Source organism: Devosia limi DSM 17137 (genome assembly GCF_900128975.1).
In the GTDB taxonomy this organism is placed as follows: domain Bacteria; phylum Pseudomonadota; class Alphaproteobacteria; order Rhizobiales; family Devosiaceae; genus Devosia; species Devosia limi.
On sequence record NZ_FQVC01000020.1, the window covers coordinates 1 to 23,380 of the forward strand.

A 23,380-nucleotide genomic window follows, 5' to 3' on the forward strand; every position below is an offset into this window, starting at 1 on the left:
ACCCGATACGAAAAGACGGCGCGCAACTATCTCGCCGCCGTTCTCATCGCTTGTTCACGCCTCTGGATGCGCTTTTATGAGTCCGCTACCTAGGCGTTGCCGCCATCAAAGCGAAGCGGCCGCCTTTGGGAGATCGCAAGCACGGGCCAAGCGGCAGGAATGGGTCGCAAGCTGACCTAGCACTCACGGAGGTACGACTGCAGCTGTTCCATCTCGGGATGCGACAGCGATGCGTCAGATCAAGCTTACTGTGATAAATGCAATGTGAAACTTAACTATCTTAGAGCACTTGAGGGCGCACCGCGGCTAGCGACCACTCCGGCATGCCCTATCGTACACTCAACGTTCATGATCTTCGGCCGGATCCGTCCGGCGTCGGAACGGCCGCGAACGCGATGGTACACTGAGCGTTTTGCACTCTTCGGTGACCTAACAGAAGCCCGGCAGAGTTGGTTGTTGGCCGCTCGCGATTTAATACCGCAAGCAGCCAACTCCATTACTGAGCTTACTCAGCCGCAGCCGCTGCTGGTTTGCCGATACGCTCCTCGACGGATTGTGCGTCGTCCTGGCCAAAGCTCTTGGGCATGCGCCCATGCAGGATTGTTACTGACACGATGCTCACGGCTGCCATGCTCGCGATATACCAGCCAATTGCGTGCGAGCCGAAAGTCGCCGTCAAGTTTGTTGCAATGATCGGGGCCAGGCCACCGCCGAAAATGCCACCTAAGCTATAGGCCAGTGCAGCGCCGGTATAGCGGACGTTCGGCTTGAACAGTTCGGGTAGATAGGCGCCCATTGGCCCATAAATGCCGCCCATAATGGCCAGAGTTGCAGACATGGCCAGAACAATGATGATGGGGTCCCTGGTATCGAGCAATGGGAAAAAGAAGAATGCCCAGACTGCGGCAATGAAGCCCGAGATGAGAATGACCCGAGTTCGCCCATACTTGTCGCTGAGCATTCCGCAAATTAGGGTAGAGGCGGCCATAGCCAGCACCGCGACCATGGTTAGTTCCAGCATGTGGGAGCGGGTAAAGCCAAGAGTGTCCACGCCGTAGCTCAGGCCATATGTGCCGGTGACAAAGAACAGCACATAGGTGATCGCCGTCGCCATACCACCTAGAACGACCTGCAGAGAATGCGTCCGCAGCACCTCCATGATGGGCGCCTTGGATTGCTCCTGCTTTTCGATAACCTTCTGAAAGACCGGTGTCTCCGCAATCGTCAGCCGAATGTAAAGACCGAAGGCAATTAGCACGGTGCTAAGAATGAATGGAACGCGCCAACCCCAGGCCAAAAACTGATCTTCCGGCAACATCAGGCTGAGTGCTAGGAAAATGCCGTTGGACAACAGGAAGCCCGGAGCGCTGCCCAACTGCGGCAACGAGCCGAACAGCCCGCGTTTGCCTGGTGGGGCATATTCGGTGGCCAGCAATGCCGCCCCGCCCCATTCCCCACCAAGGCCAAATCCCTGAGCAAAGCGCAGAACGCAGAGCGCAATCGGCGCCCAAATGCCAATGACAGCATAGGTTGGCAATAGGCCGATCATCACGGTAGCTACACCCATTGTCACCAATGAGGCTACTAGCATGGCCTTGCGTCCGATCCTGTCGCCGAAATGGCCAAAAACAATGGCTCCGAGCGGACGAGAAACGAAACCCACGGCAAAGGTCGCGAACGCAGCAATGGTGCCGGTCACCGGGTCGAGGTTGGGGAAGAAGATGTCTTTGAACACCAGTGCCGCAGCAATACCGTAGATGTAAAAATCGTAGAACTCGATGGTTGTCCCAACCAGACTTGCAATCGCAATCTTGGTCCGAGAGACATTTTTCGCTGGTTTGGTCACGAACGATCCTCCTCGTTTCGTAAATGGATTCTGCCAGGACGCCGCCCCAGACGGTGGCTGATCGCTCAGCCACGCGCTCCTCTCTGGGGGCTGACTGGCGAGTTCAGCGCGACAACACCCCAGAGGCCTTCGCCAAGTGAGTGGCGATAGCGTCCATCAGCACCGGCGACAGGCAATCGTAAGGAGGCAGGCCGAGATCCGTCAGCCGCCGTCGAATGACGTCCATGGCTTCGGGCTTGACGCCCGATTCTATCACCGACGACACAAAGGCGCTGAACTCCGGCGCTGCCCAGCCCACTTCATCCGAAAGCTCTGGGTGAACGAAATCAAGACCGTAGAACGGGTGCGCCTGATTTTCGATACGGCCATACATGTGGGCGCCGCATTCCTTGCAAGCATGCCGGCGAATGGTTGCGTTGGCATCGACGACTGAAAGCTTGTCGCCATTTTCGACGACATCGACCTTGTCGCGAGATACAACGGCGACAACAGAAAACGTCGCTCCCTCGGGCTTCCAGCACTTGGTGCAGCCGCAAGCATGATTATGGGCAATCTGGTTGCTGACCGCGACCCTGACCGGGGCATCCTGGCACTTGCACTGTAACGTGCCACCGGCGAAGTCCGCAGATCCGGGCTGTACGCCATTATCGAGTGAGGGATGGATACGAATAGGTTCGGACATAGTTCTCTCCAATTGTGAATTCTGGCACGGCGCCTTAAGCTGAAAGTGGATCGCCCACTGTGCTCCTCGTTCGAGTACGGGCCTCCGCAATCCTCAAGCCTAGTAGGTGACGACGGAACGGATCGACTTGCCCTCCTGCATCAGATCGAAGGCCGTATTGATGTTCTCGAGCGGCATCGAATGAGTGATCAAATCGTCGATATTGATCTTGCCACCCATGTACCAGTCGACGATCTGAGGCACGTCAGTGCGCCCGCGTGCGCCTCCGAAAGCTGTCCCTTTCCAAGTGCGGCCGGTGACCAGTTGGAACGGCCGGGTAGAAATTTCGGCGCCGGAAGGGGCCACCCCAATGACCACGCTGGTGCCCCAGCCGCGATGGCTGGCTTCCAGCGCCTGGCGCATAACGGTCGTGTTACCCGTACAATCGAACGTAAAATCCGCGCCGCCCCCGGTCAGATCCTGGATCGCGGAAACCACCTTGTCATTGCCCACATCCCTAGGATTGACAAAATCGGTCATGCCGAATTTGCGAGCAATCTCGACCTTGGCTGGATTGATATCCACGCCGATGATCTTGTTTGCCCCAACCATTCGCGCGCCTTGCAACACGTTAAGGCCAATGCCACCGAGGCCGAACACTGCCACATTGGCTCCGGGCCAAACCTTGGCGGTGTAAATGACCGCTCCGATGCCGGTGGTCACCCCACACCCGATGTAGCAAATCTTGTCAAAAGGTGCGTCCTGTCGAACCTTGGCCACCGCGATCTCGGGAAGCACGGTGAAGTTAGAGAATGTCGAGCATCCCATGTAATGAAAGATGCTCTCGCCATTGAGCGAGAACCGACTTGTGCCGTCCGGCATTGTGCCTTGACCCTGGGTGGAGCGGATCGAGGTGCACAAGTTGGAGCGTTGCGAGAGGCAGGTTTTGCACTCTCGGCACTCAGGCGTGTAAAGCGGGATCACATGATCACCAACCTTGACGCTGGTCACCCCAGCGCCAATTTCGCGGACGATCCCAGCGCCTTCATGGCCCAGGATGGCAGGGAACTTTCCTTCGGCGTCTAGCCCGGACAGGGTGTACGCGTCGGTATGGCAGATTCCCGTTGCCATGATTTCTACTAGCACTTCCCCGCCCCTGGGGCCCGCAACGTCAACGGTCTCAACAGTGAGCGGAGCACCTGCGTTCCAGGCGACGGCGGCACGTGATTTCATCGGCTAACCTTTATAAATCGAGCACGAGGAGTTCGGAATCCGAGCGCGAGACACACACCAGCATCACGCCGCCTGCTTCACGTTCCTCGTCGCTCAGGACATCGTCATTGTGTTGAGGTACTCCTGCCAGAACCTTGACCAAGCAGGTCCCACAAATGCCTGCCGTGCAAGAATGTGTCACGCTGTGGCCGGCCTCCTGCAAAACGGCCAGCAGGCTGCGATGGGCAGGCACAGTTAGGCGCTGGCGGGAGCGGGCCAATTCGACCTCGAACGCCCCCTTTGGCAGAGGCGGCCTGTTGCTGGGCGCGAAGCGCTCGCGATGTAAAGAGCCGGGCATCCAAGTGCGGCATTTGTCTTCGACCGCGTCAATCAACGGACCTGGACCACAGCAGAACACCGCCATGCCCTGCTGTTGCTGTCCCAGAAACCGCTGCAGATCCAGCAGGCCGCATTCGTCCTGCGGCGCGATATGTACATCGCCACCGGCGAAGCCGGCGATCTCATCGAGGAACGCCATTGAGCTGCGAGTTCGCCCGCCATAGAGAAGCGTCCAGGGCAGGCCCGCGGCCGCCACCTGCCGGATCATCGCTAGGATCGGAGTAATCCCGATGCCGCCGGCGATGAACAGGTAGCGTTCAGCGTCGACCAGCTTGAAATTGTTTCTAGGCCCAGCGAGTTGGATGCGATCGCCAACCGCCATTTCGTCGTGGATACACTTCGAGCCACCGCGACTGGCAGGCTCGCGTAAAACCCCAATCCTCCAGGTTGCTAGATCGGGATCGCCGCAGAGGGAGTATTGTCGTACCAACCCGTTCGGCAGGATCACGTCGATATGGGCGCCTGGTGTCCAGCGCGGCAGGGCGCTGCCGGAGAGCGATGCAAGGTGCAGCGACAGAACGCCATCAGCCTCGACACTTGCAGCGGCGATCCGGGCGTCAAACACGGCATCGGCAGAATGTCCTCGCTTGGCATCGCTCAGCGTCATGTCATTCATCACCTTGCTCCTCTTCCCATGAAAGCGCGGGCCACGGAAGGCGACCCGTCGCTAGTGGCAAAGCCGCCGTCACGCGTTCTCGATCACGACAGATTCCGGGGTGAACGTGGTCCAGGCGATGTCGCGCATGCCACGCATGGCGCGAAGGATTTCTTCGCGGTCCTGGTCAGTCTTGGCGTAGCGAGACAGAATTTGCCGGCCGAGCCCGACGTGGAACTTCTCGTCAGTCTCGATCTGCCTGTAGACCCGCACTACCTCGTCGAAACCGTGCCGCTCGCCGGCCTCGAAGGTCGGCTCGAAGCTTCCGGAGGCCGAAGTTTCCGAGACATTCCAAGCCGCAATGGCTGCAAGTGGGTGACGCTCCAGGCAATCCCATAGGAAATCGCTCCATGGCTTCGCAGACGCCGGAACAATTGTCGGCACGATGCCCCCAAGCGATTCAATTGCCTTGCCAACAGCTTCGTAATGCTCGGCTTCCTGGAACGACTGTTTGGCCAGAAGGGTGATATGGGTCCGCGAGAAATTCAGGCCGTAGCGGCGGATCTGCTCATTCAGCAAAAAGACGTAGTCGATCTCCCGCCAGGCGCGTGGCGCGAGCCATGCCGCCAACACTTTCGGATCGGGGTTTTTATCATACGCCACAAAGAATTCGACTGTTGCATGCCGAGTCTTCTCAACAACCGCGTCAAGAATTTCATCAATTTCTGCATTAATCTCTTGCAGACCATCGCCGCCCCGCACTCTCCTGACATCAACCATAATGTTACTTCCTCTCTGGCGACTGCATGCCGATGGACATGCAACTAATTGACAGCAGACATCACCTCCAAAACTGAGCAGTTTTACTGCTCCGCTCATCATATAACGCTTGGGACGGTGTCGTTGCTGATCCAAATATAGTTGGCAACTTGCCAACGACACAGCGAATATAATTGCGTTCTGATTTAGAATAACTAAAATAGGAACTGCTCAGGAGGATAAAGTTGACCAAATTACCCCCTCTCAAGGCTCTGCAAGCCTTTGAAGCCTTCGGCCGTTTGCGTAGCGTCACCGGCGTCGCCTCCGAACTTGGCGTAACGCCCGGCGCTGTCAGCCAGCAACTGAAAAAAGCCGAGGAAGCTGTGGGCTTGCGCCTCCTAGAGCGCCACGGCAAAAACATCGAACTGACCACTAGCGGACGGCTCTATCACAGGGAAATCTCTCGTGGCTTCGACACGCTACGTGGTGCTCAGGAAACCTTGGCGCGGATCAAGGCGCAGAGCGCCCTCGTGCTGAGTTGCCTGCCCTCGCTGGCCAACAAGTTCGTGGGTCCTAGGCTGTTCGACTGGCAGACGTCCCATGAGGGAGCCAATGTCCGCCTGATTGGCACTGGAACCGAGCCGCGACTGGGTGATGACTCAATCGATTTTCGAGTGTCCTACGGCGACCGGATTAGACAATTTGAGAATTATGTCGAGCTGTTTACTGACTGGGTTGTTCCCGCCTGTTCCCCGGCTTTCATCGTAAGACATCCCGTCGCCAAGCCTGTCGAAATTCTAGAGCAACCGCTGCTGGGGATCGAATGGGACAGCGATCACAAGGCAGCCCCGAGTTGGCAGGATTGGGCGAAGAGCGTTGGGGCAAAAAACAGCCCGCAGGGTGAATTCGCCTTCTCATTATCGAGTTCAGCCATCGATGCGGCCATTAATGGGCGCGGCTTCGTTCTAGCGCAACTGGCAATGATTGAAGACGACCTTGCGGCTGGCCGGCTGGTGGTGCCCTTCGATCATCGCTTGAAACTCGCGCAGGCGTATTTCCTGGCCTGGGACCGCGCGGCCCTCTCCAAGCCCTTCGGAAATGAGCTTCGCACTTGGATCATCTCAATTTCCAAAAGCCAAAAAGCTACGTTGGGCGGCCCCAACGTTCAATGAGCTTCCGCAAAACGGCCAATCCTCCAAAGTGTTCGCCCACTGTACGCGGAATCCGATACGGACCTGTATCCCCGTTCGTCCGCTTCGGTTCACCACACCCTTGCAAATTCCGACTTCGATGACTTCGGAGGTCTATCAGTATTCATGAACTTAGGAACTTAGGAACTTAGGAACTTAGGAAGTTCGTTCCAATAATTCCTCCAGTGGACCAAGAACCTAGATCTGTAGTTTAGCCAGGCCGGATGCAATCCGTGTTAAGCGCCAATAAAACATCTGCTGACGCGGCCGTTAACAAGTCGACGTGGTTACGCATCAAGATGTTTGCCACCTCGTCATTTCCGGCTTCAATCGCTTCGACTATTCGCGCGTGTTCGACCACTGATGTGCGCATCTGTGGCTGCGTGGTGATATACCGGCGATATATATTGATCCCATATCGTAGGCGACGGCTTTCAGCCTGTAAGAATTCGTTTCGGGATGCTTGAAAGATCGCGTCGTGAAACGCTTCGTTCGCCGCGAAAAAGCCTTCTGCATCACCTCTTTCAGCAAGCGATGCGCACTCGTCGTGGCGCTCGCGCATTTCCCGACATTCGGGAGCCGACATGCGACGAGCGCTTAAGCGGGCCGAAAGCCCTTCGAGTGCAGCCACAACCTCGAACATCTCGGTTAGCTCGGTAACTGTGAGCCGCCTTACCGTGGCACCGTGATTCTTGCGGATCTCCAACAAACCACTTGCCGCCACCGAACGTAGCGCCTCACGGACCGGAGTACGCGAAACCGAGAATCGACGAGCCAATGCCTGCTCATCGAGCCGATCCCCAGGCCTAAGTAGGCCGCTTAGAATGTCATCTTCGAGGCATTGGACTAAATTGGCACCCGAAAACTTTGCCCCACTTGCGGGCGATATGTCAGACATAGCTTCCTCCGCAGCCGTCTGCAGGACGGGAATAGGAATGACCTAGGTGAATGTCCGGACTATGCGGAGGCCTCCTTCCGCTGCATTCGCCTAAAGAAGGACAAAAGCGTGAAGCCGATCAGCGCAGCTGATACCAGCAACAAGCTAAAACTGATTGGTCGGCTGATAAATGTAGTCGGATTCCCCTGCGACAAAAGCATAGCCCGGCGGAAATATTCCTCGATCAGCGGCCCCAGTATAAAAGCTAAAATTAACGGAGCCGGCTCAGCCTTCCACTTCATGAATGCGTATCCGACGAACCCGAACACAATCATAACAACTATGTCGAAGGGATTACTGTTGACGCTGTAGGCTCCGATACAACAAAATACGAGAATTGCTGGATAGAACAACCTATACGGAATCTTTAGTAATGACACCCATACGCCGATCAGTGGCAGGTTGATGATCACCAGCATCACGTTACCGAGCAGCATGCTGGCAATCAGGCCCCAGAAAATGTCCGGATTTTTGGTCATGACGTCCGGGCCGGGCTGAATGCCGTGTATCAACATGGCGCCTGCCATCATGGCCATTGTCGGGTTGGAGGGAATGCCCAGCGTCAGCAAGGGGATGAACGAGGTCTGGGCGCTGGAGTTGTTGGCCGCTTCCGGGCCGGCCACGCCTTCGACCATGCCGGTGCCGAATTTTTCAGGAGTCTTGGAGAGCCGCTTTTCAAGGGTATAGGCGGCAAACGATCCCAGCGTCGGGCCACCACCTGGCAGCAACCCCAGAAATGAGCCGAGGATCGTACCGCGCGTTGCCGCCGGCGCCGAGCGGCGCACATCGTCCCAATTTGGCAGCAGGCGCCCGATCTTGCCCTTGAGCACGATGCGGTCTTCCGGTTCGGCTAGGTTCTTGATGATTTCGGCAACGGCAAACAGTCCCATGGCGAGGGGCACGAAATCGATCCCGTCGCTTAGATCGAACATGCCAAACGTCATGCGTTGCACCCCGCTGGAAACGTCCGTACCGATCAGCGACAGCAGCAGGCCGAGAAAGACCATGGCCAGCGCGCTGATCACCGAACCCTGGGCCATAATGACCGCCGCCACCAGCCCCAGGACCATCAGAGAAAAATACTCCGCCGCACCGAAATGCATCGCCATTTCGCTGAGGCCAGTAGCAAAGATTGTCATTACAAAGACGGTGATGACACCCGCATAGAGAGAGGACAGCGCCGCGATCCCAAGCGCAGGCCCTGCGCGGCCACTTCGCGCCATCTGGTAGCCGTCAAGGCAGGTGACGATCGACGAGCTCTCCCCGGGCAGGTTGACTAGGATTGCAGTGGTCGAACCACCATACTGGGCGCCGTAATAGATGCCGGCGAGCATGACCAGCGCCGCAACCGGTGGCAGGTAAAACGTTACTGGTAGCAGAATGGCAATCGTTGCCACTGGCCCAAGACCAGGGAGCACACCGATCAGCGTTCCAATTAGCGCACCGCCAAAGCAATACAGAATATTCTGAACCTGCAAAGCGACCGATAGCCCATTGAAGAGATTACTAAAGGAATCCATCATTTCGTTTTATCCTTGCGGCAGCAGGGGAATTGGAAGGCGCAGTGCGCTGACGAAAACTCCTGTCGAAAAAAGCGTCAGCGCTGCGGCCAACATCGCCACTTCCACAAGCCGGGCCTGGCGCTCGCCGAAACTGACAATGATCACCAGCAGCGGCATTGCGATGAGCAGACCGGCCGGCTCCAACAATAAAGCAAAGACGATCAGCCCTCCCAGGACGCACACCATTGGCCGCAGCGGCCATTGGGACAGAGCCTCCCCGGGAAATGTGAAGGCCCGACCAAACAGAACAAGGCCGGTGACGCCAATCAGCCCGCACAGCACCAACGGCATATAGCCAGGGCCCATGCGCAGGCTGGTCCCTACTCGCAGGTCAGCGATGGCCCAGTAAAAGAACGCCGCGGCGACGATGAGCACGATGCCGAACACCAGATCGTTCGGGCTTTTCAAAATTCTCATGAGGCCTCCCTTCCGTCATGCGCGAATAACAAATCGAACGAACCGCCTGGGACCCGGCTCGTCAGCCGAGGCAAAAATCCTGCTGCCGCGACAGCACGCTGCCGTCCACGTCGCTAATCCGGCCATATCCGGCCAAAATCATTGTTCGTTCCAGTTCGCTACGCAAAATCTCTACGGCCTTCAGCGCACCGGCCTCCCCGCCCGCCGCCAGCCCGAACAGCATGGCGCGCCCGCACAGCGCCATGCCGGCACCCAGCGCGACTGCCTTGAACACATCGCTGCCGCGCCGAAATCCGCTATCGATCAAGATTTCGCAACGCCCCTGTAGCGCGGCGCTGACGGCAGGCAGCTGGTGCATTGGACTGGGCGCACCGTCGAGCTGGCGCCCGCCATGGTTGGACAAAACCACCGCATCGACGCCACGGTCCGCGGCGGCGACCACATCCTGCGGATTCATCAAGCCCTTCACGATCAGTTTGCCCGGCCACATAGAGCGCAGCCATTCCACCGATTTCCACGAGATCGACCGGTCCATCTGCGCGGATATGAAGCGCGCACCATCGATCGGGCTGCTTTGGCCCTTAGGCAGGAATTCCTGCAGATTACCAAAGCTGGGGGGACCGTTGGGAAACAGCACGTCGACCATCCAGGCGGGGTGCATGACTACGTTGAATTTCGAGCGCCAACTCAGCCGCCCGGGGCCGACGAAATTGTGTTTATCGCCCTCCCGGTTGCCGACGGCGATCGCGTCTGTGGTCAACACCAGCGCCTCGCAATTTGCCGCCGCCGCCCGCTCCACCAGCCGCTTGGTGATGGCAATGTCGTTGAGCATGTAAAGCTGGAACCAGTGCCGCCCCCCGGAGAGCGCGGCGCTTACCTGTTCGATTGAGCTGCTTGACATGGTGCTTTGGGTAAACGGAATGCCCGTCTGTCGGGCGACACGCGCCAGGGCGAGATCCCCGTCCTTACACAGCATGCCGTTATAACCAGTCGGCCCGATCGAAAATGGTAGTTCAGACCTTTTACCGAGCACATGTGTAGACATATCCACGCTACCGAGACCGGCCAGTTGCCGGGGCACTAGCTGCAGGTTGGCAAAGGCCTGCCGATTGGCAGCCATGCTCAATTCGTCGTCGGCGCCCCCGTCCACATATTCGAATGAAAACCCCGGCACGCGCCGTTTTGCCAGTATCCGCAGATCGGCAATATTGCGCACGTGGTGCAGTGACGATGCTGATTTCATAATGCCCCCTACCGATGCCTGCATCGGTCCCCCTGGGCCACTCACTTGATGGGCTCAAGTGAATGGCCCAGCCTTTTGTCGTCGCAGCATTGTTCGCGATAGCCGACTCCGATGCGCGCGGCACTAAACCGTGCTGATTACGTAGCCCTTGCCGTTCTCGTCTTGAGGGTCGAGATGCCATTTCGCGAAGCCGACGAGGCTTGAACGACCCTTGACCGTCGGCACCACGGCGCGATTGCCGGCGACGGTGGTTTCGCGCACGATGCAGCCCTCGAACGTGCCCGACCCCAGCAGCCCTTCGGCTAGGATCGGCTGGCCCACCGCAATGCGGCCACGTCCTTCAAGCATGGCCAGCATCGCCGATGTGCCGGTCCCGCCGGGCGAGCGGTCCATCTTGCCGTTGCGGTAGGTATGAACGCAGCGATAGAACGTGCCCTCGCGCTGGCTGTCCTGATAGAACGTCACTAGATCGACCTCGGTGATGTGCGGCTTTTCCGGGTGCACCATCTTGATTTTTTCGTTGATCTGCTGCTTGGCCAGCACGCCCAGCCGGGCGAGATGCGCGCCGTTTTCGGGCGCGATGCGCAAGAATTCTTCGGGCAGCGGTATGGTGATGAAGTAGTTGCCGCCAAAGGCTATGTCGGCCATCACGGTGCCCAAGCCCGGTAAAGTCACTGGAATGTCGCGCTCGGCTAGGAAGGCCGGCACGTTTTCGAACTTGCACCATTCCACCTCGTCACCATTAACATGCACTTCCGACACCACGATGCCGGCGGGCGTTTCAATGCGGATGCGATTAGGGCTGCTGGTGTTCGGGGTTAGATCGAACGCGGTCATCACCGTCGATGTAGCGATAGTGCCATGGCCGCACATGTCGCCATAGCCATCACCATCCAGCCAGATCACCCCAACATCGGAATCCGGCGACGATGCCGGCACGATTAGCGCGCCGAACAGGTCGTTGTGCCCGCGTGGCTCGTTTAAGATCGCCTTGCGAACCCAGTCAAAACGCTTCTTGAAGTGTTCGCGCTTTTCCAGCAGCGTCGTGCCGCCGGGAAACAAGAACTGGCCATTGATAATGCATGTCGTTTCGCCCTCGGTCTGGGTATAGACCGCATCGACGAACATAGTTCTTTTCATAGGAAGGATGCTCCGGGTTCTTAGATTTCGGGCACAAGGCTGCCGGGGCGCCTGCGCGGGCTGGACGGGCGGAACAGGCCAGGCTTGATGGCCTGTTCCTCCCGCAGCGGCTATTCCAGCGTGATGTTGGCGGACTTGATCAGCGCACCAAAGCGGTCAACTTCCGACGCAATGAAGGCACCAAATTCCTCGGGGGCATTGGCCACCACCTCGATACCAAGGTCAGCCAAACGGTCGGAAAATTCAGGCTTTTGCAGGACCTTGACCAATTCGGCATGTAGCCGGGCTGTCGCCTCGGACGGCAGCCCGGCTGGGGCGATCAGCCCGTACCATTCGTAGATTTCGGCATCCAAAATGCCCGCTTCAGCCAAGGTCGGCACGTCCGGCATAACCGCCGAGCGGGTGGCGCTGGTCACAGCCAGCGGCCGCACTTTGCCCGCCTGCACCGATGTTAGGACCGAGGAAATGACGTTGAACATCATCGGGATCTGCCCGGCGATCACATCGTTGAGCCCGGGGGCACCGCCGCGATAAGGGACATGGATCAAGTCGATACCAGCCGACAGCTTCATAGCTTCGCCGGCGAAATGCCCCGACAAACCATTGCCCGCGGAACCGTAGGCTAATGTGCCAGGTTCTGCCTTGGCCATTGCCAGCAGATCGCCGATGGTTTTTGCTTCGAAATCAGGGTTGGCTATCAGCGCAACGCCAACGCGCGTGACCATCGTCAGCGGCTGGGCGTCATTAATGGGGTCAAATGGCAAGTTCGGCACCAGGTGGACGCTCGACGCGAACGAGCTGGCAACGATGCCGATCGTATAGCCATTCGCGTCGGCACCGATAATTGCCTCGGTGCCACTTACGCCGCCGCCGCCAGTCTTATTTTCGACCACGATAGGCTGGCCAAGCGCAGCACCGAGATCCGGCGCAATTAGACGTGCGATCATGTCACTCGTACCACCAGCCGGATATGGCACGATTAACTTGATGGGTTTGTCGGGCACCCATTCATCAGCCATCGCGGCGTAAGAAACACCCATTGCAAGACAAATCGCTAGGCACTTAACCCCAATATTAAGCATACACTTCTCCCTCTCTGCCGAGTGACTGAGTCACTCCGGCATTCCTCAAAAAGCATTTTTCTTGTTTTTTATGGGGACGTCTGAGCCAGCCCACGGGCCGCCCGCGTCAAATCCGTCGATCTATTTGAACCATATGACGAGTAACTGGGACTACACAGCGATTTAAACTGCATTTTCATTTAGAAAAACTAAGCCAAATACGCTCGCCGAGAAATCCGCTTTGTACAAGCTCAAGTGCTAAGCCGCTGGAGAGTCAACAGGTTTCGCGGTGTCGCTTGCTGTGTGGCCGTCGTCTATTTCCGTTTAGCCAACGCCTTTGGGGCAAAGCCTAGGCTTGCATGCACCCCTCGCTCTCATTACGCCACGCCGGTGTTACACGGAGTATCGCTTATGTCCCTTCTCGTTGATGTGTTCGAAGCTCGCAGCGACAACTACGGGTATCTGGTCCACGACACAGCAACCAGATGCACCGCCGCAATCGATGCGCCAGAATTTGACGCTATCCAAACGGCCCTTGATCGACGCGGATGGACGCTCACCGATGTTTTCATCACGCACCACCACACCGACCACGTCGAGGCAATTGCGCCATTAAAGCGGGCTTATGGCGTGACTGTAACTGGCCCGCAGCAGGAGGCAGACAAGATCAAGGGCATGGACGTCCTTGTTTCGAATGGCGACGCCGTGAGATTGGGCGAAACTCGCTTCGACGTCATTGCCACCCCTGGCCATACGCTTGGGCATGTTGTGTTTTACGATGCAGCCAACGGGCACTTGTTTGCGGCCGACGCCCTGTTCTCATTGGGTGTGGGGCGCATGCTAGAAGGCACTGCAGGCCCCATGTGGGAAGGGCTCAAGGCAATAAGGAACCTGCCTGACGAGACATTAGTATACTGTGGTCACGAGTACACCGTTTCAAATGCCAAGTTCGCACTTAGCGTAGATCCCAACAATGAACTGCTTCGCGCCCGAGCAGCGGAGGTGGATCGGCTGCGCGAAAGGGGCGCTTTCACTATACCGGTGACGCTGGGCCAGGAAAAGGAAATCAATCCGTTCCTGCGCGCAGATACGCTAGAAATGGCTAAGGCGATGGGCCTCGACGGCAGCAACGCGGCCGACGTTTTTGCTGCATTGCGCAAGGCCAAGGACGTATCGTAGTGGCAAACTATGTGATCGAAACATCAGCAGAACTGTAGGCAGTTCATAAGTGCGCCACCATCCTTGCCTCGGACGGAACGCCAGGCGCATCAAGGATGCAGCGCAACATCCGAAAGTATTATATGGCTCAACGCTCGATGGCTAAACTCGACGACAGATATGTCACGGCAATCATAGATTGGCGCAGACCTAGCACTGTTGGCGCTGGTCAGCACCAGAACGAAGAGAGGTTGAGCTCGATTTCAGTCTGACAACGTCCAACCAAGTTTGACATCAACGATTTGAAAATGTGGGGTAAAATGGGGCGCACCCACCAGTGCGAAACCTAAGTTTCAATGAATTCAACCACTTAGTTCGGTTGAATGGCGGAGAGGGAGGGATTCGAACCCCCGATAGAGTTGCCCCTATGCCGCATTTCGAGTGCGGTGCATTCAACCGCTCTGCCACCTCTCCGCGAGGTCTTCTGCTCACCGAAACGATGCGCGCGGTCGACACGGGGCGGCTTATGACATAGCAAAGTGCAGCCTGCAACACCCCTTGTTATCTTCTCGTGAGGATTACGCACCACAATGTCTGCAGAACCGCTCTTTGCCTATGGCACGCTGCGCGATGGCGACATTCTCGCCGGCGTCCTGGGCCGTCGCTTGGCGCCCGGCGCCATCCGCCCGGCAAAGGCGCCCGGCTATCGCGCCGTCTACTGCCCAGGCCAGGTCTATCCCGGTCTCGCCCTCGCGCCGGACAGCGCCGCACCAGGCCTGGTGCTCGACAGCCTGACCCCTGACGATATCGCCATCCTCGATGCCTTTGAGGGGCCACTCTACCGACGCGCCACGATCTCGGTAGTCACCGGCACCGGCAGCGTGGTTGTTTCGGCCTATCTGCCGGTCACCCCGGCCCCGGCCGATGCGGATGCGGATGCGGATGCCTGGTCGCTGGAGCACTGGACCCTTCATCACAAGCCGGCGGCCTTGACGCCCGAACTCCGTATCGCTGCACGCGCACGCCACGACAGGCTGGGGGCTGGCCCCAGGCAGAACTGACAGTCACGATTGCGTGCGACGGGAAACCGTCGGCGCGTCACGCACGTTCCCGCATCAGGTTCATTTCTGGGGAGAATTGGTTATGGTCAATCGTCGCAAGGTCGTCGTCGGCATGACGGCATTACCATTGGCGTATTGGGGTCCCACCGGCGCCTTGCCGGCTCTGGCCCAGACGGAGGGCAGCATGGACGGCGATATCGTCACCACCAGCGAAGGCGACCTGGTCATTCACCCGGTCAATCACGCCAGTCTGGTGCTGGGATGGGGCGACAAGGCGATCTATCTCGACCCGGTTGGCGGCGCCGAGCGCTATGCCGGCCTGCCCGCGCCCACCGCCATCCTCATCACCCATGGGCATGGCGATCATTTCGACATCCCCACCCTGGACGCCATTGCCGGCGGCGTGCCGATCCTGACCAGCCAGGAGGTCTTCGACAAGTTGCCCGAGGCCCTCAGGGCCAATGCCACGGCCATTGCCAATGGGAGCACGGGCGAGATTGACGGCGTCGCCGTCCGAGCCGTCGCTGCGCACAACGTCACCGCAGACCGCATGCGCTACCACCCTGTCGGCGTCGGCAATGGTTATGTGCTGAGCTTTGGCGACAAGCAGATCTATGTCGCCGGCGATACCGAGCCGACCCCCGACATGCTGGGCCTGACCGACATTGCGGTGGCGTTCCTGCCGATGAACCTGCCCTATACGATGACAGTCGATCAGGCGGCCGAAGCGGTCAACGCCTTCAAGCCCGCCATTGTCTATCCTTACCACTATTCCGATAGCGATCTGGCCGCCTTTCAAGCGGCGGTCGGCGCGGGCACCGAGGTGCGCCTGCGTGACTGGTATCCCAATGGCGCCTGAGGCCTGTTTCACTTGACTCCAGGCCCTTTTGCCCTGATAAGCCCCCTCGGAATGCGTGCTGGATAACACCGGCGCGCTTCTTTGGTTTGAAAACCGCTGCTTGAGGCTGCCCGCCGGATGATCACCGGCAGCATGCGAAAGACCGCAGGACCGGGCGAAAGCTCATGGGCTCACTTGCGGCGCCGCAAAGCGCGACACAACAGGGACCGGCATGTTTGACGCATCCGGTACATGAATGACTTTTGCAGTGATCAAGACCGGTGGCAAGCAGTACAAGGTTGCCGCCAACGACGTTCTGAAGATTGAAAAGATCGATGCCGAAGCCGGCACCATCATCACCTTCGACCAGGTTCTGATGGTTGATGGCGAAGTTGGCGCTCCTCTCGTTGAAGGCGCGATCGTCGCTGCCGAACTCGTCGAGACGCGCAAGCAGAAGACGGTCATCATCTTCAAGAAGAACCGTCGCCACAATTACCGTCGTCGCAATGGCCACCGCCAGCTGCTGTCGACCGTTCGCATCACCGAAATCCTGACCGGCGGCGCCCAGCCGACGATCAAGGCAGCCGCCAAGGCCGAGACCACCGAGTCCGTGACCGAGAAGGCCCCCAAGGCAGCAGCCGCCAAGGCTCCGGCCAAGAAGGCAGCGCCCAAGAAGGCCGCCGAGACTGCAACCGACGCCGCTGAAAAGCCGGCGAAGAAGGCCCCGGCCAAGAAGGCCGCCCCCAAGGCCGACCAGGAATAAGGAGCTAGAGCACCATGGCACACAAAAAAGCAGGCGGTTCATCCCGCAACGGTCGTGATACCGCTGGCCGTCGTCTCGGCGTCAAGAAGTTTGGCGGCGAAGCCGTGATCGCTGGCAACATCATCATCCGCCAGCGCGGCACCAAGTGGCATCCCGGCACGGGCGTCGGCCTGGGCAAGGACCACACCATTTTCGCACTCGTGGACGGCAATGTGTCGTTCCGCACCCGTGCGAATTCGCAGGTCTTCGTGTCGGTCGACCCGGCACAGGCCGCCGAATAATCCGGCATGGTCGATAAACCCTGCCGGTGGACCCGTTCCCCGACAGGCGTTTGCGACCCGGCGCATGACAGATCAAGGGGGACCGGTTCGCCGGTCCCCCTTTCCTGTTTCTGGAGCAACGAGAATGGCCAGCCTGCGCGATGCCTTGCCGGCGACGATCAGGACGGCGCGGCTGGTCCTGGCCACGCCGACGCTTGACCACGTCCCGCAATTGGCCCGCCTGGCCAATAATCGGCGCATCTACGACGCCCTGTCGCGCCTGCCCAATCCCTATGGCGAGGCCGACGCCCGCTTCTTTGTCCACACCATTGCCCGCGGTTCCGAGGAATGGGCCTATTCCATCCTCCTCGACGGCAGCTTTATCGGCAGCATCGGCCTGCATCTTCTGCCCGATCAATTGCCAGCGCTGGGCTATTGGTTGGGTGAGCCCTTCTGGGGCCATGGCTACGCCACCGAAGCCGCAACGGCGCTGGTTGCCGCGACCCGATCGACCGGCTTGACCCCGGCCCTGTGCGCCCGCGCCTTGCTCAGCAACGCCGCCTCGCGCAATGTATTGGCCAAGGTCGGTTTTATCGAAACCGGCGAAGCCATCGACGAGCACGGCACCCAGGCCGGCCGCCGCGTGGCGACGATGCGCATGGATTTTGAACGATGAGCACGCCCAGAGACGCCTTGCCCGCCGTCATCGCCACCGAGCGACTGACATTGCGCGCCCCCCATCTCGGCGATCTCGATGCGCTGGTGGCGCTCGCCAATAACCGCAACATCTCGGATCCCTCCGCCAGCCTGCCCTTTCCCTACCTCAGCGAGCATGGGCGGGGTTTTATCGAGCGCGCCAGCCGCAAGCCGGAACGGCGCCCCTATGCGGTGATCGGACCCGATGACCAGTTCATCGGCATAGTCGGCCTGCATTTCGCCGCCGATAGCCTGCCCGAGCTTGGTTATTGGCTGGGCGAACCCCATTGGCGCCGTGGCTATGCCACCGAAGCGGTTGTCGGCCTGCTCGCCGCCGCCCGCGCCACCAGCCTCTTCCCCACCATTATGGCACGCGTGCTGGCCAGCAATCCCGCCTCGATCCAGGTGCTGGAGAAGTCCGGCTTTGAAGTGGTCGAGCACACCCACAGCGTGGTCGAGCGTCACCGCGGCAAGCCGCTCCTGATCCTGAACTGGAGCGCCTGATGGTGCCCGTGCTCAAGACGCCCCGCTTCATCCTGCGCCAGCCCACCATCGGCGACGCCGACCCGATCGCGCGCTTCCTCAACGATTTCGAGGTGGCCGGCAATCTCGCACGCGTGCCTTTTCCCTACCATCTGAGCGATGCGCGGGCCTGGCTCGCCACCCGCAAGGCAAGCCTGCCGGCTGCGGAAACCAATTTTGCCATCGACCTGCCCGGCGAAGGCTTTGCCGGGCAGGTCGGGTTCCACCAGGGACCGCATGGCGTCATCATCGGGTATTGGCTGGGGCGCCCCTTCTGGGGGCGCGGCATCATGACCGAGGCGGCGACAGCCAGCCTCGACTGGTTTTTCGACACCACCGGCGCGCGCGAAGTGATCTCGGGCGTGTTTCATTTCAACGCCGCGTCCCTGGCGGTCCAGCGCAAGCTCGGCTTCACCGAAACCGGTCGCTCCAGCCTGCTCTGCCTGGCACGGGGCATTCAGGTGGAACATATCGACACCGTTCTGGCGCGCAGCGTCTGGAAGGCAGGGCGCCTTGCTAGGGGCTGAACGGACCGGGAGTAACATCGTCCCAACCGCACAGCGAGGCATAGACGCGCGGATCGACAGTGTCCGAGGTCACCATAGCCTCCCGCACGGCGTGGGAGCGAGCCAGATGGCGCTGCGATTTCAGCAGGTGCAGGCCGTGCCAGGAAACCTTCACGACGGGGCTGCACAGGGGCAGCTGCTGGCGCCATTTGGTCCGGATGTAATGGTAGGCCTGCCGGAAATCGTCGCCCAGCACGCCTTTGAACCGGTCATTGTGAACCAGGGGCAAGGACGTCACATAGCTGCTCCGCCCTGCGGCGGCGGCAATCTGCACAATGTCGGTACCGTGGAAATGAAATCCCGGCAGGCTGGTGTCGAACCGGACCGCCGAGCGCCGCACCACGATCAGCAACTCGTCCAGGCTCTGGACCGCGACCGGCTGCAGCGACACCCGGCCGACGATACTGCCGAGCGAACTGGACCAAACCGGGCCGACGGCACGACCATCCAGCGCCACGCCATGAGCGCCGAGTACCGCCCAATCCGGGTCCAGGCGCGACAGCGCCGCAATGGCGCCACGAAGTCGCGTCATCCAGCCGGCGGGCAGAAACACGTCCTGGTGGACGAGCACCAGATATTCGGCATCGCTCTGATCGAGCAGGCGATTGTAGGCGATGGACGCAGAAGGCGCATTCCACTCCACCAGAAGTTGATGGGCACCATTTTCTATCTCAGGCGACCGACGAAGATTATTGGCAAGTATCGTTTCGTCATTGCAAGCCGCGGCGACCGCAATGTCCCCACGGTACTCTAGGGTTTCAATCGCCATATACCTGCCTTCCCACAATCCACTGCAAGACTGTCTTGCCTTGGTTTGAACCGCACTTCTACTAGCTACAGAAGCCCCAAACCGGCCGCGAGTGCTTTCGTCGGCTATAGATAACATATGTGCCCGCTGGCTGTGGGGCACAATTGTCGGCCACCGCGCTCGATTCCTGCCGCTCTGCGCCTTGCGCAGGGCGTCGAGGTGGAGCATATCGACACTGTTCTGACGCGCGACGTCTGAAAGGTACGTAACCATGAAATTTCTTGATCAAGCCAAAGTCTATATTCGCTCCGGCGATGGCGGCGCAGGCGCGGTCTCGTTCCTGCGCGAAAAGTTCGTCGAATTCGGCGGCCCCAATGGCGGCAATGGCGGCCGTGGCGGCGACATCGTCGTTGAATGCGTCGACGGTCTCAACACGCTGATCGACTATCGCTACCAGCAGCACTTCAAGGCCAAGATCGGCACTCATGGCATGGGCAAGGATCGCGCCGGCGCCGCCGGTGACGATGTGGTGCTGCGCGTACCCGTCGGCACCCAGATCTTTGAAGACGACAACGAAACCCTGATCGCCGACATGACCGAGGTCGGTCAGCGCATCGTGCTGCTGTCGGGCGGCAATGGCGGCTTCGGCAATGCCCATTTCAAGACCTCGTCCAACCAGGCGCCCCGCCATGCCAATCCGGGCATTCCGGGCGTCGAGAAGTGGGTCTGGCTGCGCCTCAAGCTGATCGCCGACGCTGGCCTTGTCGGCCTGCCCAATGCCGGCAAGTCGACCTTCCTTGCGGCCGTCTCTGCGGCCAAGCCCAAAATTGCCGCCTATCCGTTCACCACGCTGCATCCCAATCTGGGCGTGGTCTCCATCGGCGAACGCGATTTCGTGCTGGCCGACATTCCCGGTCTGATCGAAGGCGCCAGCGAAGGCGCCGGTATCGGCGACCGTTTCCTCGGCCATATCGAGCGCTGCGGCGTGCTGATCCACCTGATCGACGGCACCCAGGACGACGTCAAATACGCCTACCAGACCATCCGCAGCGAGCTTGCCGCCTATGACGAACGTCTGGGCGAAAAGCCCGAGCTCGTCGTGCTCAACAAGGTCGATGCCATCGATCCTGATGAGCTCAAGGAAAAGCTCAAGATTCTCAAGAAGGTCTCCGGGCAGGATGTGCTGCAGGTCTCCGGCGTCACCGGCAAGGGTGTCGATCAGGTCCTCTATGGCATTATCGAAGTGCTCGACGCTACCAAGGCCGCCAAGCTTGAAGCTGCGCGCCGCAAAGCCGAACCCAACTGGGCCCCGTAATGCATGCTGACGCGCTGGCGCCCTATCGGCGTCTGACCATCAAGATTGGCTCGGCCCTCCTGGTCGATGGCAAGACCGGCAAGCTGCGCTCGGCGTGGCTGGCCGCTCTGGCCGAAGATATCGCGGCGCTCAAATCGAGTGGCCGCGATATCGTTATCGTCTCGTCCGGCGCCATCGCGCTGGGCCGACGCCTGCTCAAGCTTGATGCCCTCGCGCTGCCCCTCGAACAGAGCCAGGCCGCGGCCAGCGCCGGCCAGATTGCGCTCAGCCAGGCCTGGGCCGAGGCGCTGGGCCGCCATGACATCGTCACCGGCCAGATCCTGATCACCCCCAACATCACCGAAGAGCGGCGCTACTACCTCAACGCCCGCACCACCATCTCGACCCTGCTGTCGCTGGGCGCCGTGCCGATCATCAACGAGAACGACAGCGTCGCCACTGCCGAGATCCGCTATGGCGACAATGATCGCCTCTCGGCCCGCGTCGCCACCATGATCGAAGCCGATTGCCTGGTGCTGCTCTCCGATATCGACGGGCTCTATACCGCGCCGCCGGCCAAGGATCCCCTGGCCCGGCACCTGCCCGAAGTCACCGCCATCACCCCTGCCATCGAGGCCATGGCCGGGGGTGCCGCCAGCCACTTGTCGCGCGGCGGCATGACCACCAAGGTCGAGGCCGGCAAGATCGCCACCCAGGCTGGCACGGCGATGATCATTGCCAAGGGCACCGAGAACCATCCGCTCGGCGCCCTGACCCAGGGCGCGCGCCACACCCTGTTCCATCCGGCCCAAAGCCGGGCGCAGGCGCGCAAGCGCTGGATCATGGGCACGCTGGCCGTGGCCGGCACCTTGCAGGTTGATGCCGGCGCCGCCCGCGCGCTGCAGACCGGTAAATCGCTGCTGCCGATCGGCGTCACCAGGGTGCGCGGCGAATTCGGGCGCGGCGACGCCATTGCCATTACCGGCCCCGATGATATTGAAATTGCCCGGGGCCTGGCTGGCCTCGATAGCGATGAAGCGCGCCTGGTCATGGGCAAGCGCAGTGACACCGTGGTTGAACTGCTGGGCGCCGGCAATCGCGCCGCCCTGGTTCACCGCGACAATATGGTGCTGGTTTCGAGCAAGGTCGGCGACCGGCAGGGGGAAGTATCGTGAGTGCAGTTGCGGCTACCGACATCACCGCCATCATGGTCGAGCTGGGTCGCAATGCCCGCGTCGCGGCCCGCGTCCTCGCCAAAGCCTCCCCGGAAGCCAAGCGCACCGCGCTTTTGACCGCGGCCGGCGCCATCAACGCGCACCGCAAGAAAATCCTCGCCGCCAATGCGCGCGATATCGAGGCAGCCACGGCCAAGGGCATCTCCAAGGCCTTCCTTGATCGTCTGGCGCTCGATGACCAGCGCATCGATGGCATCATCGCGGCAGTCAGGACCATTGCCGAATTGCCCGATCCCGTTGGCACCACCATTGCCGAATGGGACCGCCCGAACGGCCTGCATATCCAGCGAGTGCGCACGCCGCTCGGCGTCATCGGCGTGATCTTTGAATCGCGCCCCAATGTCACCGCCGATGCCGGCGCGCTCTGCATCAAGTCGGGCAATGCCGTGATCCTGCGCGGCGGCAGCGACAGCTTCCATTCCTCCCAGGCTATCGTCGAATGCATGCTCGATGGCCTGCACCTCGCCGGGCTGCCGGTCGAGGCGATCCAGTTGGTGCCCACCACCGATCGCGCTGCCGTCGGCGAGATGCTGCGGGGCCTTGATGGCAATATCGACGTCATCGTGCCGCGCGGCGGCAAGACCCTGGTGGCCCGCGTCCAGGACGAAGCCCGCGTGCCGGTCTTTGCCCATCTCGAAGGGCTGGTGCATGTCTATATCGACAAGTCGGCCGATCTCGACACCGCGGTGAACGTCACCCGCAACGCCAAGATGCGCCGCACCGGCATTTGCGGCGCCGCCGAAACGCTGCTGGTGCACCAGGACGTCGTCGCCACCCATCTCAAGCCGATTATCGCCGCCCTCATCGCCAAGGGCTGTGAGATCCGCGGCGACGCTGGCGTCATGGCGTTGATCCCCGAGGCCAGGCCGGCGACCGAGGAGGATTGGCGCACCGAATACGAAGACGCCATCATTTCGGTGAAAGTGGTGGACAACCTCGAGGCCGCCATCGCCCATATCGAGCACTATTCCAGCCACCACACCGAGGCGATCATCGCCGAGGATGCGGCGGCGGTCGAAAAATTCTTCAACGAGATCGACTCCGCCATTCTCATCCACAATGCCTCGACCCAGTTTGCCGATGGCGGCGAGTTCGGTTTCGGCGGCGAGATCGGCATTGCCACCGGCAAGATGCATGCGCGTGGCCCGGTGGGGGTGGAACAACTGACCAGCTTCAATTATCGCGTCCGCGGCAATGGCCAGATCAGGCCATAGCCG

24 protein-coding genes and 1 tRNA gene are annotated in these 23,380 nt (G+C 60.0%); 12 read left to right on the top strand and 13 right to left on the bottom strand.

The features are described 5' to 3' along the window. Positions 1-505 precede the first annotated feature (505 nt). The 5 genes from BUA69_RS19930 to BUA69_RS19950 all read right to left on the bottom strand — a co-directional run bounded on the left by BUA69_RS19930 (position 506) and on the right by BUA69_RS19950 (position 5,493). Complete coding sequence (locus BUA69_RS19930) at positions 506-1,846, bottom strand: MFS transporter (RefSeq protein ID WP_046134447.1); 1,341 nt, start codon at positions 1,844-1,846, stop codon at positions 506-508. Between the two features lie 103 nt (positions 1,847-1,949). After that, positions 1,950-2,528 (bottom strand): S-(hydroxymethyl)glutathione synthase, encoded by a 579-nt coding sequence (gene gfa, locus BUA69_RS19935; protein ID WP_046134446.1) that lies wholly within the window; start codon positions 2,526-2,528, stop codon positions 1,950-1,952. A 99-nt stretch (positions 2,529-2,627) separates the two neighbouring features. Next, positions 2,628-3,740 carry an S-(hydroxymethyl)glutathione dehydrogenase/class III alcohol dehydrogenase gene (locus BUA69_RS19940; RefSeq protein ID WP_046134445.1) on the bottom strand — a complete coding sequence of 371 codons (1,113 nt, stop codon included), beginning with the start codon at positions 3,738-3,740 and terminating at the stop codon, positions 2,628-2,630. 10 nt (positions 3,741-3,750) lie between these two features. Beyond that, positions 3,751-4,734, bottom strand: a complete 984-nt coding sequence (locus BUA69_RS19945) for a PDR/VanB family oxidoreductase (protein WP_244468712.1) — start codon at positions 4,732-4,734, stop codon at positions 3,751-3,753. Between the two features lie 69 nt (positions 4,735-4,803). After that, a complete protein-coding gene (locus tag BUA69_RS19950) occupies positions 4,804-5,493 on the bottom strand; it encodes a hypothetical protein (protein ID WP_046134444.1) in 690 nt (229 codons plus the stop codon). 224 nt (positions 5,494-5,717) lie between these two features. Between BUA69_RS19950 and BUA69_RS19955 the strand changes: the two genes are divergently transcribed. Next, positions 5,718-6,644, top strand: a complete 927-nt coding sequence (locus tag BUA69_RS19955; protein ID WP_046134443.1) for a LysR substrate-binding domain-containing protein — start codon at positions 5,718-5,720, stop codon at positions 6,642-6,644. A 229-nt stretch (positions 6,645-6,873) separates the two neighbouring features. Here BUA69_RS19955 and BUA69_RS19960 read toward each other — a convergent pair whose 3' ends face one another. The 6 genes from BUA69_RS19960 to BUA69_RS19985 all read right to left on the bottom strand — a co-directional run bounded on the left by BUA69_RS19960 (position 6,874) and on the right by BUA69_RS19985 (position 13,043). Next, positions 6,874-7,560, bottom strand: coding sequence for a GntR family transcriptional regulator (locus tag BUA69_RS19960; RefSeq protein ID WP_046134442.1), 687 nt, complete (start codon positions 7,558-7,560; stop codon positions 6,874-6,876). A 59-nt stretch (positions 7,561-7,619) separates the two neighbouring features. Beyond that, on the bottom strand, positions 7,620-9,122 hold the full coding sequence (locus BUA69_RS19965; protein WP_201777436.1) for a tripartite tricarboxylate transporter permease: 1,503 nt from the start codon (positions 9,120-9,122) through the stop codon (positions 7,620-7,622). Positions 9,123-9,128: 6 nt separating this feature from the next. Next, complete coding sequence (locus BUA69_RS19970) at positions 9,129-9,548, bottom strand: tripartite tricarboxylate transporter TctB family protein (protein ID WP_178371411.1); 420 nt, start codon at positions 9,546-9,548, stop codon at positions 9,129-9,131. Positions 9,549-9,639: 91 nt separating this feature from the next. After that, positions 9,640-10,821: an alpha-hydroxy acid oxidase gene (locus BUA69_RS19975; protein ID WP_046134453.1), complete on the bottom strand. Its 1,182-nt coding sequence runs from the start codon at positions 10,819-10,821 to the stop codon at positions 9,640-9,642. Positions 10,822-10,944: 123 nt separating this feature from the next. Beyond that, a complete protein-coding gene (locus BUA69_RS19980; protein WP_046134441.1) occupies positions 10,945-11,961 on the bottom strand; it encodes a proline racemase family protein in 1,017 nt (338 codons plus the stop codon). 110 nt (positions 11,962-12,071) lie between these two features. Then, the gene (locus BUA69_RS19985; RefSeq protein ID WP_072866652.1) at positions 12,072-13,043 is read right to left on the bottom strand and encodes a Bug family tripartite tricarboxylate transporter substrate binding protein; all 972 of its coding nucleotides are present in this window, start codon (positions 13,041-13,043) and stop codon (positions 12,072-12,074) included. 390 nt (positions 13,044-13,433) lie between these two features. Between BUA69_RS19985 and gloB the strand changes: the two genes are divergently transcribed. Next, positions 13,434-14,201, top strand: a complete 768-nt coding sequence (gloB, locus tag BUA69_RS19990) for a hydroxyacylglutathione hydrolase (RefSeq protein WP_046134439.1) — start codon at positions 13,434-13,436, stop codon at positions 14,199-14,201. A gap of 363 nt (positions 14,202-14,564) precedes the next feature. On the opposite strand, the gene BUA69_RS19995 is transcribed toward gloB, so the two are convergent. Beyond that, positions 14,565-14,654 (bottom strand) — tRNA-Ser (locus BUA69_RS19995). 116 nt (positions 14,655-14,770) lie between these two features. On the opposite strand from BUA69_RS19995, the gene BUA69_RS20000 reads away from it, so the two are divergent. The 7 genes from BUA69_RS20000 to BUA69_RS20030 all read left to right on the top strand — a co-directional run bounded on the left by BUA69_RS20000 (position 14,771) and on the right by BUA69_RS20030 (position 18,847). After that, positions 14,771-15,241 (top strand): gamma-glutamylcyclotransferase family protein, encoded by a 471-nt coding sequence (locus BUA69_RS20000; protein WP_052950422.1) that lies wholly within the window; start codon positions 14,771-14,773, stop codon positions 15,239-15,241. A gap of 82 nt (positions 15,242-15,323) precedes the next feature. Further along, positions 15,324-16,100 carry an MBL fold metallo-hydrolase gene (locus BUA69_RS20005; protein ID WP_072866653.1) on the top strand — a complete coding sequence of 259 codons (777 nt, stop codon included), beginning with the start codon at positions 15,324-15,326 and terminating at the stop codon, positions 16,098-16,100. A 235-nt stretch (positions 16,101-16,335) separates the two neighbouring features. After that, the gene (rplU, locus tag BUA69_RS20010; RefSeq protein WP_072866654.1) at positions 16,336-16,842 is read left to right on the top strand and encodes a 50S ribosomal protein L21; all 507 of its coding nucleotides are present in this window, start codon (positions 16,336-16,338) and stop codon (positions 16,840-16,842) included. 14 nt (positions 16,843-16,856) lie between these two features. After that, positions 16,857-17,123 carry a 50S ribosomal protein L27 gene (rpmA, locus tag BUA69_RS20015; RefSeq protein ID WP_046134438.1) on the top strand — a complete coding sequence of 89 codons (267 nt, stop codon included), beginning with the start codon at positions 16,857-16,859 and terminating at the stop codon, positions 17,121-17,123. A gap of 124 nt (positions 17,124-17,247) precedes the next feature. Then, on the top strand, positions 17,248-17,778 hold the full coding sequence (locus BUA69_RS20020) for a GNAT family N-acetyltransferase (protein ID WP_046134437.1): 531 nt from the start codon (positions 17,248-17,250) through the stop codon (positions 17,776-17,778). Then, positions 17,775-18,302 (top strand): GNAT family N-acetyltransferase, encoded by a 528-nt coding sequence (locus tag BUA69_RS20025; protein WP_046134436.1) that lies wholly within the window; start codon positions 17,775-17,777, stop codon positions 18,300-18,302. The genes BUA69_RS20020 and BUA69_RS20025 overlap by 4 nt, the downstream gene beginning before the upstream one ends. Then, positions 18,302-18,847: a GNAT family N-acetyltransferase gene (locus BUA69_RS20030; RefSeq protein ID WP_046134435.1), complete on the top strand. Its 546-nt coding sequence runs from the start codon at positions 18,302-18,304 to the stop codon at positions 18,845-18,847. The genes BUA69_RS20025 and BUA69_RS20030 overlap by 1 nt, the downstream gene beginning before the upstream one ends. Here BUA69_RS20030 and BUA69_RS20035 read toward each other — a convergent pair. Next, the gene (locus tag BUA69_RS20035; protein ID WP_072866655.1) at positions 18,837-19,655 is read right to left on the bottom strand and encodes a glycosyltransferase family protein; all 819 of its coding nucleotides are present in this window, start codon (positions 19,653-19,655) and stop codon (positions 18,837-18,839) included. The two genes, BUA69_RS20030 and BUA69_RS20035, sit on opposite strands and share 11 nt — an antisense overlap. A 250-nt stretch (positions 19,656-19,905) precedes the next feature. Between BUA69_RS20035 and obgE the strand changes: the two genes are divergently transcribed. Genes obgE through BUA69_RS20050 form a run of 3 tightly spaced genes read left to right on the top strand, consistent with a single transcriptional unit; the run spans position 19,906 to position 23,377 of the window. After that, positions 19,906-20,949 carry a GTPase ObgE gene (obgE, locus tag BUA69_RS20040; RefSeq protein ID WP_046134433.1) on the top strand — a complete coding sequence of 348 codons (1,044 nt, stop codon included), beginning with the start codon at positions 19,906-19,908 and terminating at the stop codon, positions 20,947-20,949. Further along, entirely contained in the window at positions 20,949-22,103 is a 1,155-nt protein-coding gene (proB, locus tag BUA69_RS20045) for a glutamate 5-kinase (RefSeq protein ID WP_046134432.1), read from the top strand. The genes obgE and proB overlap by 1 nt, the downstream gene beginning before the upstream one ends. A 32-nt stretch (positions 22,104-22,135) precedes the next feature. After that, entirely contained in the window at positions 22,136-23,377 is a 1,242-nt protein-coding gene (locus tag BUA69_RS20050; RefSeq protein ID WP_046134449.1) for a glutamate-5-semialdehyde dehydrogenase, read from the top strand. Positions 23,378-23,380: the final 3 nt, after the last annotated feature.

Excerpts from the sequence above, each read along its gene's own strand:
- gfa (WP_046134446.1), bottom strand. The coding sequence starts at position 2,528 with ATGTCCGAACCTATTCGTATCCATCCCTCACTCGATAATGGCGTACAG.
- BUA69_RS19940 (WP_046134445.1), bottom strand. The coding sequence starts at position 3,740 with ATGAAATCACGTGCCGCCGTCGCCTGGAACGCAGGTGCTCCGCTCACT.
- BUA69_RS19945 (WP_244468712.1), bottom strand. The coding sequence starts at position 4,734 with ATGAATGACATGACGCTGAGCGATGCCAAGCGAGGACATTCTGCCGAT.
- BUA69_RS19950 (WP_046134444.1), bottom strand. The coding sequence starts at position 5,493 with ATGGTTGATGTCAGGAGAGTGCGGGGCGGCGATGGTCTGCAAGAGATT.
- BUA69_RS19960 (WP_046134442.1), bottom strand. The coding sequence starts at position 7,560 with ATGTCTGACATATCGCCCGCAAGTGGGGCAAAGTTTTCGGGTGCCAAT.
- BUA69_RS19965 (WP_201777436.1), bottom strand. The coding sequence starts at position 9,122 with ATGATGGATTCCTTTAGTAATCTCTTCAATGGGCTATCGGTCGCTTTG.
- BUA69_RS19975 (WP_046134453.1), bottom strand. The coding sequence starts at position 10,821 with ATGAAATCAGCATCGTCACTGCACCACGTGCGCAATATTGCCGATCTG.
- BUA69_RS19980 (WP_046134441.1), bottom strand. The coding sequence starts at position 11,961 with ATGAAAAGAACTATGTTCGTCGATGCGGTCTATACCCAGACCGAGGGC.
- BUA69_RS19985 (WP_072866652.1), bottom strand. The coding sequence starts at position 13,043 with ATGCTTAATATTGGGGTTAAGTGCCTAGCGATTTGTCTTGCAATGGGT.
- gloB (WP_046134439.1), top strand. The coding sequence starts at position 13,434 with ATGTCCCTTCTCGTTGATGTGTTCGAAGCTCGCAGCGACAACTACGGG.
- BUA69_RS20000 (WP_052950422.1), top strand. The coding sequence starts at position 14,771 with ATGTCTGCAGAACCGCTCTTTGCCTATGGCACGCTGCGCGATGGCGAC.
- BUA69_RS20005 (WP_072866653.1), top strand. The coding sequence starts at position 15,324 with ATGGTCAATCGTCGCAAGGTCGTCGTCGGCATGACGGCATTACCATTG.
- rplU (WP_072866654.1), top strand. The coding sequence starts at position 16,336 with ATGACTTTTGCAGTGATCAAGACCGGTGGCAAGCAGTACAAGGTTGCC.
- rpmA (WP_046134438.1), top strand. The coding sequence starts at position 16,857 with ATGGCACACAAAAAAGCAGGCGGTTCATCCCGCAACGGTCGTGATACC.
- BUA69_RS20020 (WP_046134437.1), top strand. The coding sequence starts at position 17,248 with ATGGCCAGCCTGCGCGATGCCTTGCCGGCGACGATCAGGACGGCGCGG.
- BUA69_RS20025 (WP_046134436.1), top strand. The coding sequence starts at position 17,775 with ATGAGCACGCCCAGAGACGCCTTGCCCGCCGTCATCGCCACCGAGCGA.
- BUA69_RS20030 (WP_046134435.1), top strand. The coding sequence starts at position 18,302 with ATGGTGCCCGTGCTCAAGACGCCCCGCTTCATCCTGCGCCAGCCCACC.
- BUA69_RS20035 (WP_072866655.1), bottom strand. The coding sequence starts at position 19,655 with ATGGCGATTGAAACCCTAGAGTACCGTGGGGACATTGCGGTCGCCGCG.
- obgE (WP_046134433.1), top strand. The coding sequence starts at position 19,906 with ATGAAATTTCTTGATCAAGCCAAAGTCTATATTCGCTCCGGCGATGGC.
- proB (WP_046134432.1), top strand. The coding sequence starts at position 20,949 with ATGCATGCTGACGCGCTGGCGCCCTATCGGCGTCTGACCATCAAGATT.
- BUA69_RS20050 (WP_046134449.1), top strand. The coding sequence starts at position 22,136 with ATGGTCGAGCTGGGTCGCAATGCCCGCGTCGCGGCCCGCGTCCTCGCC.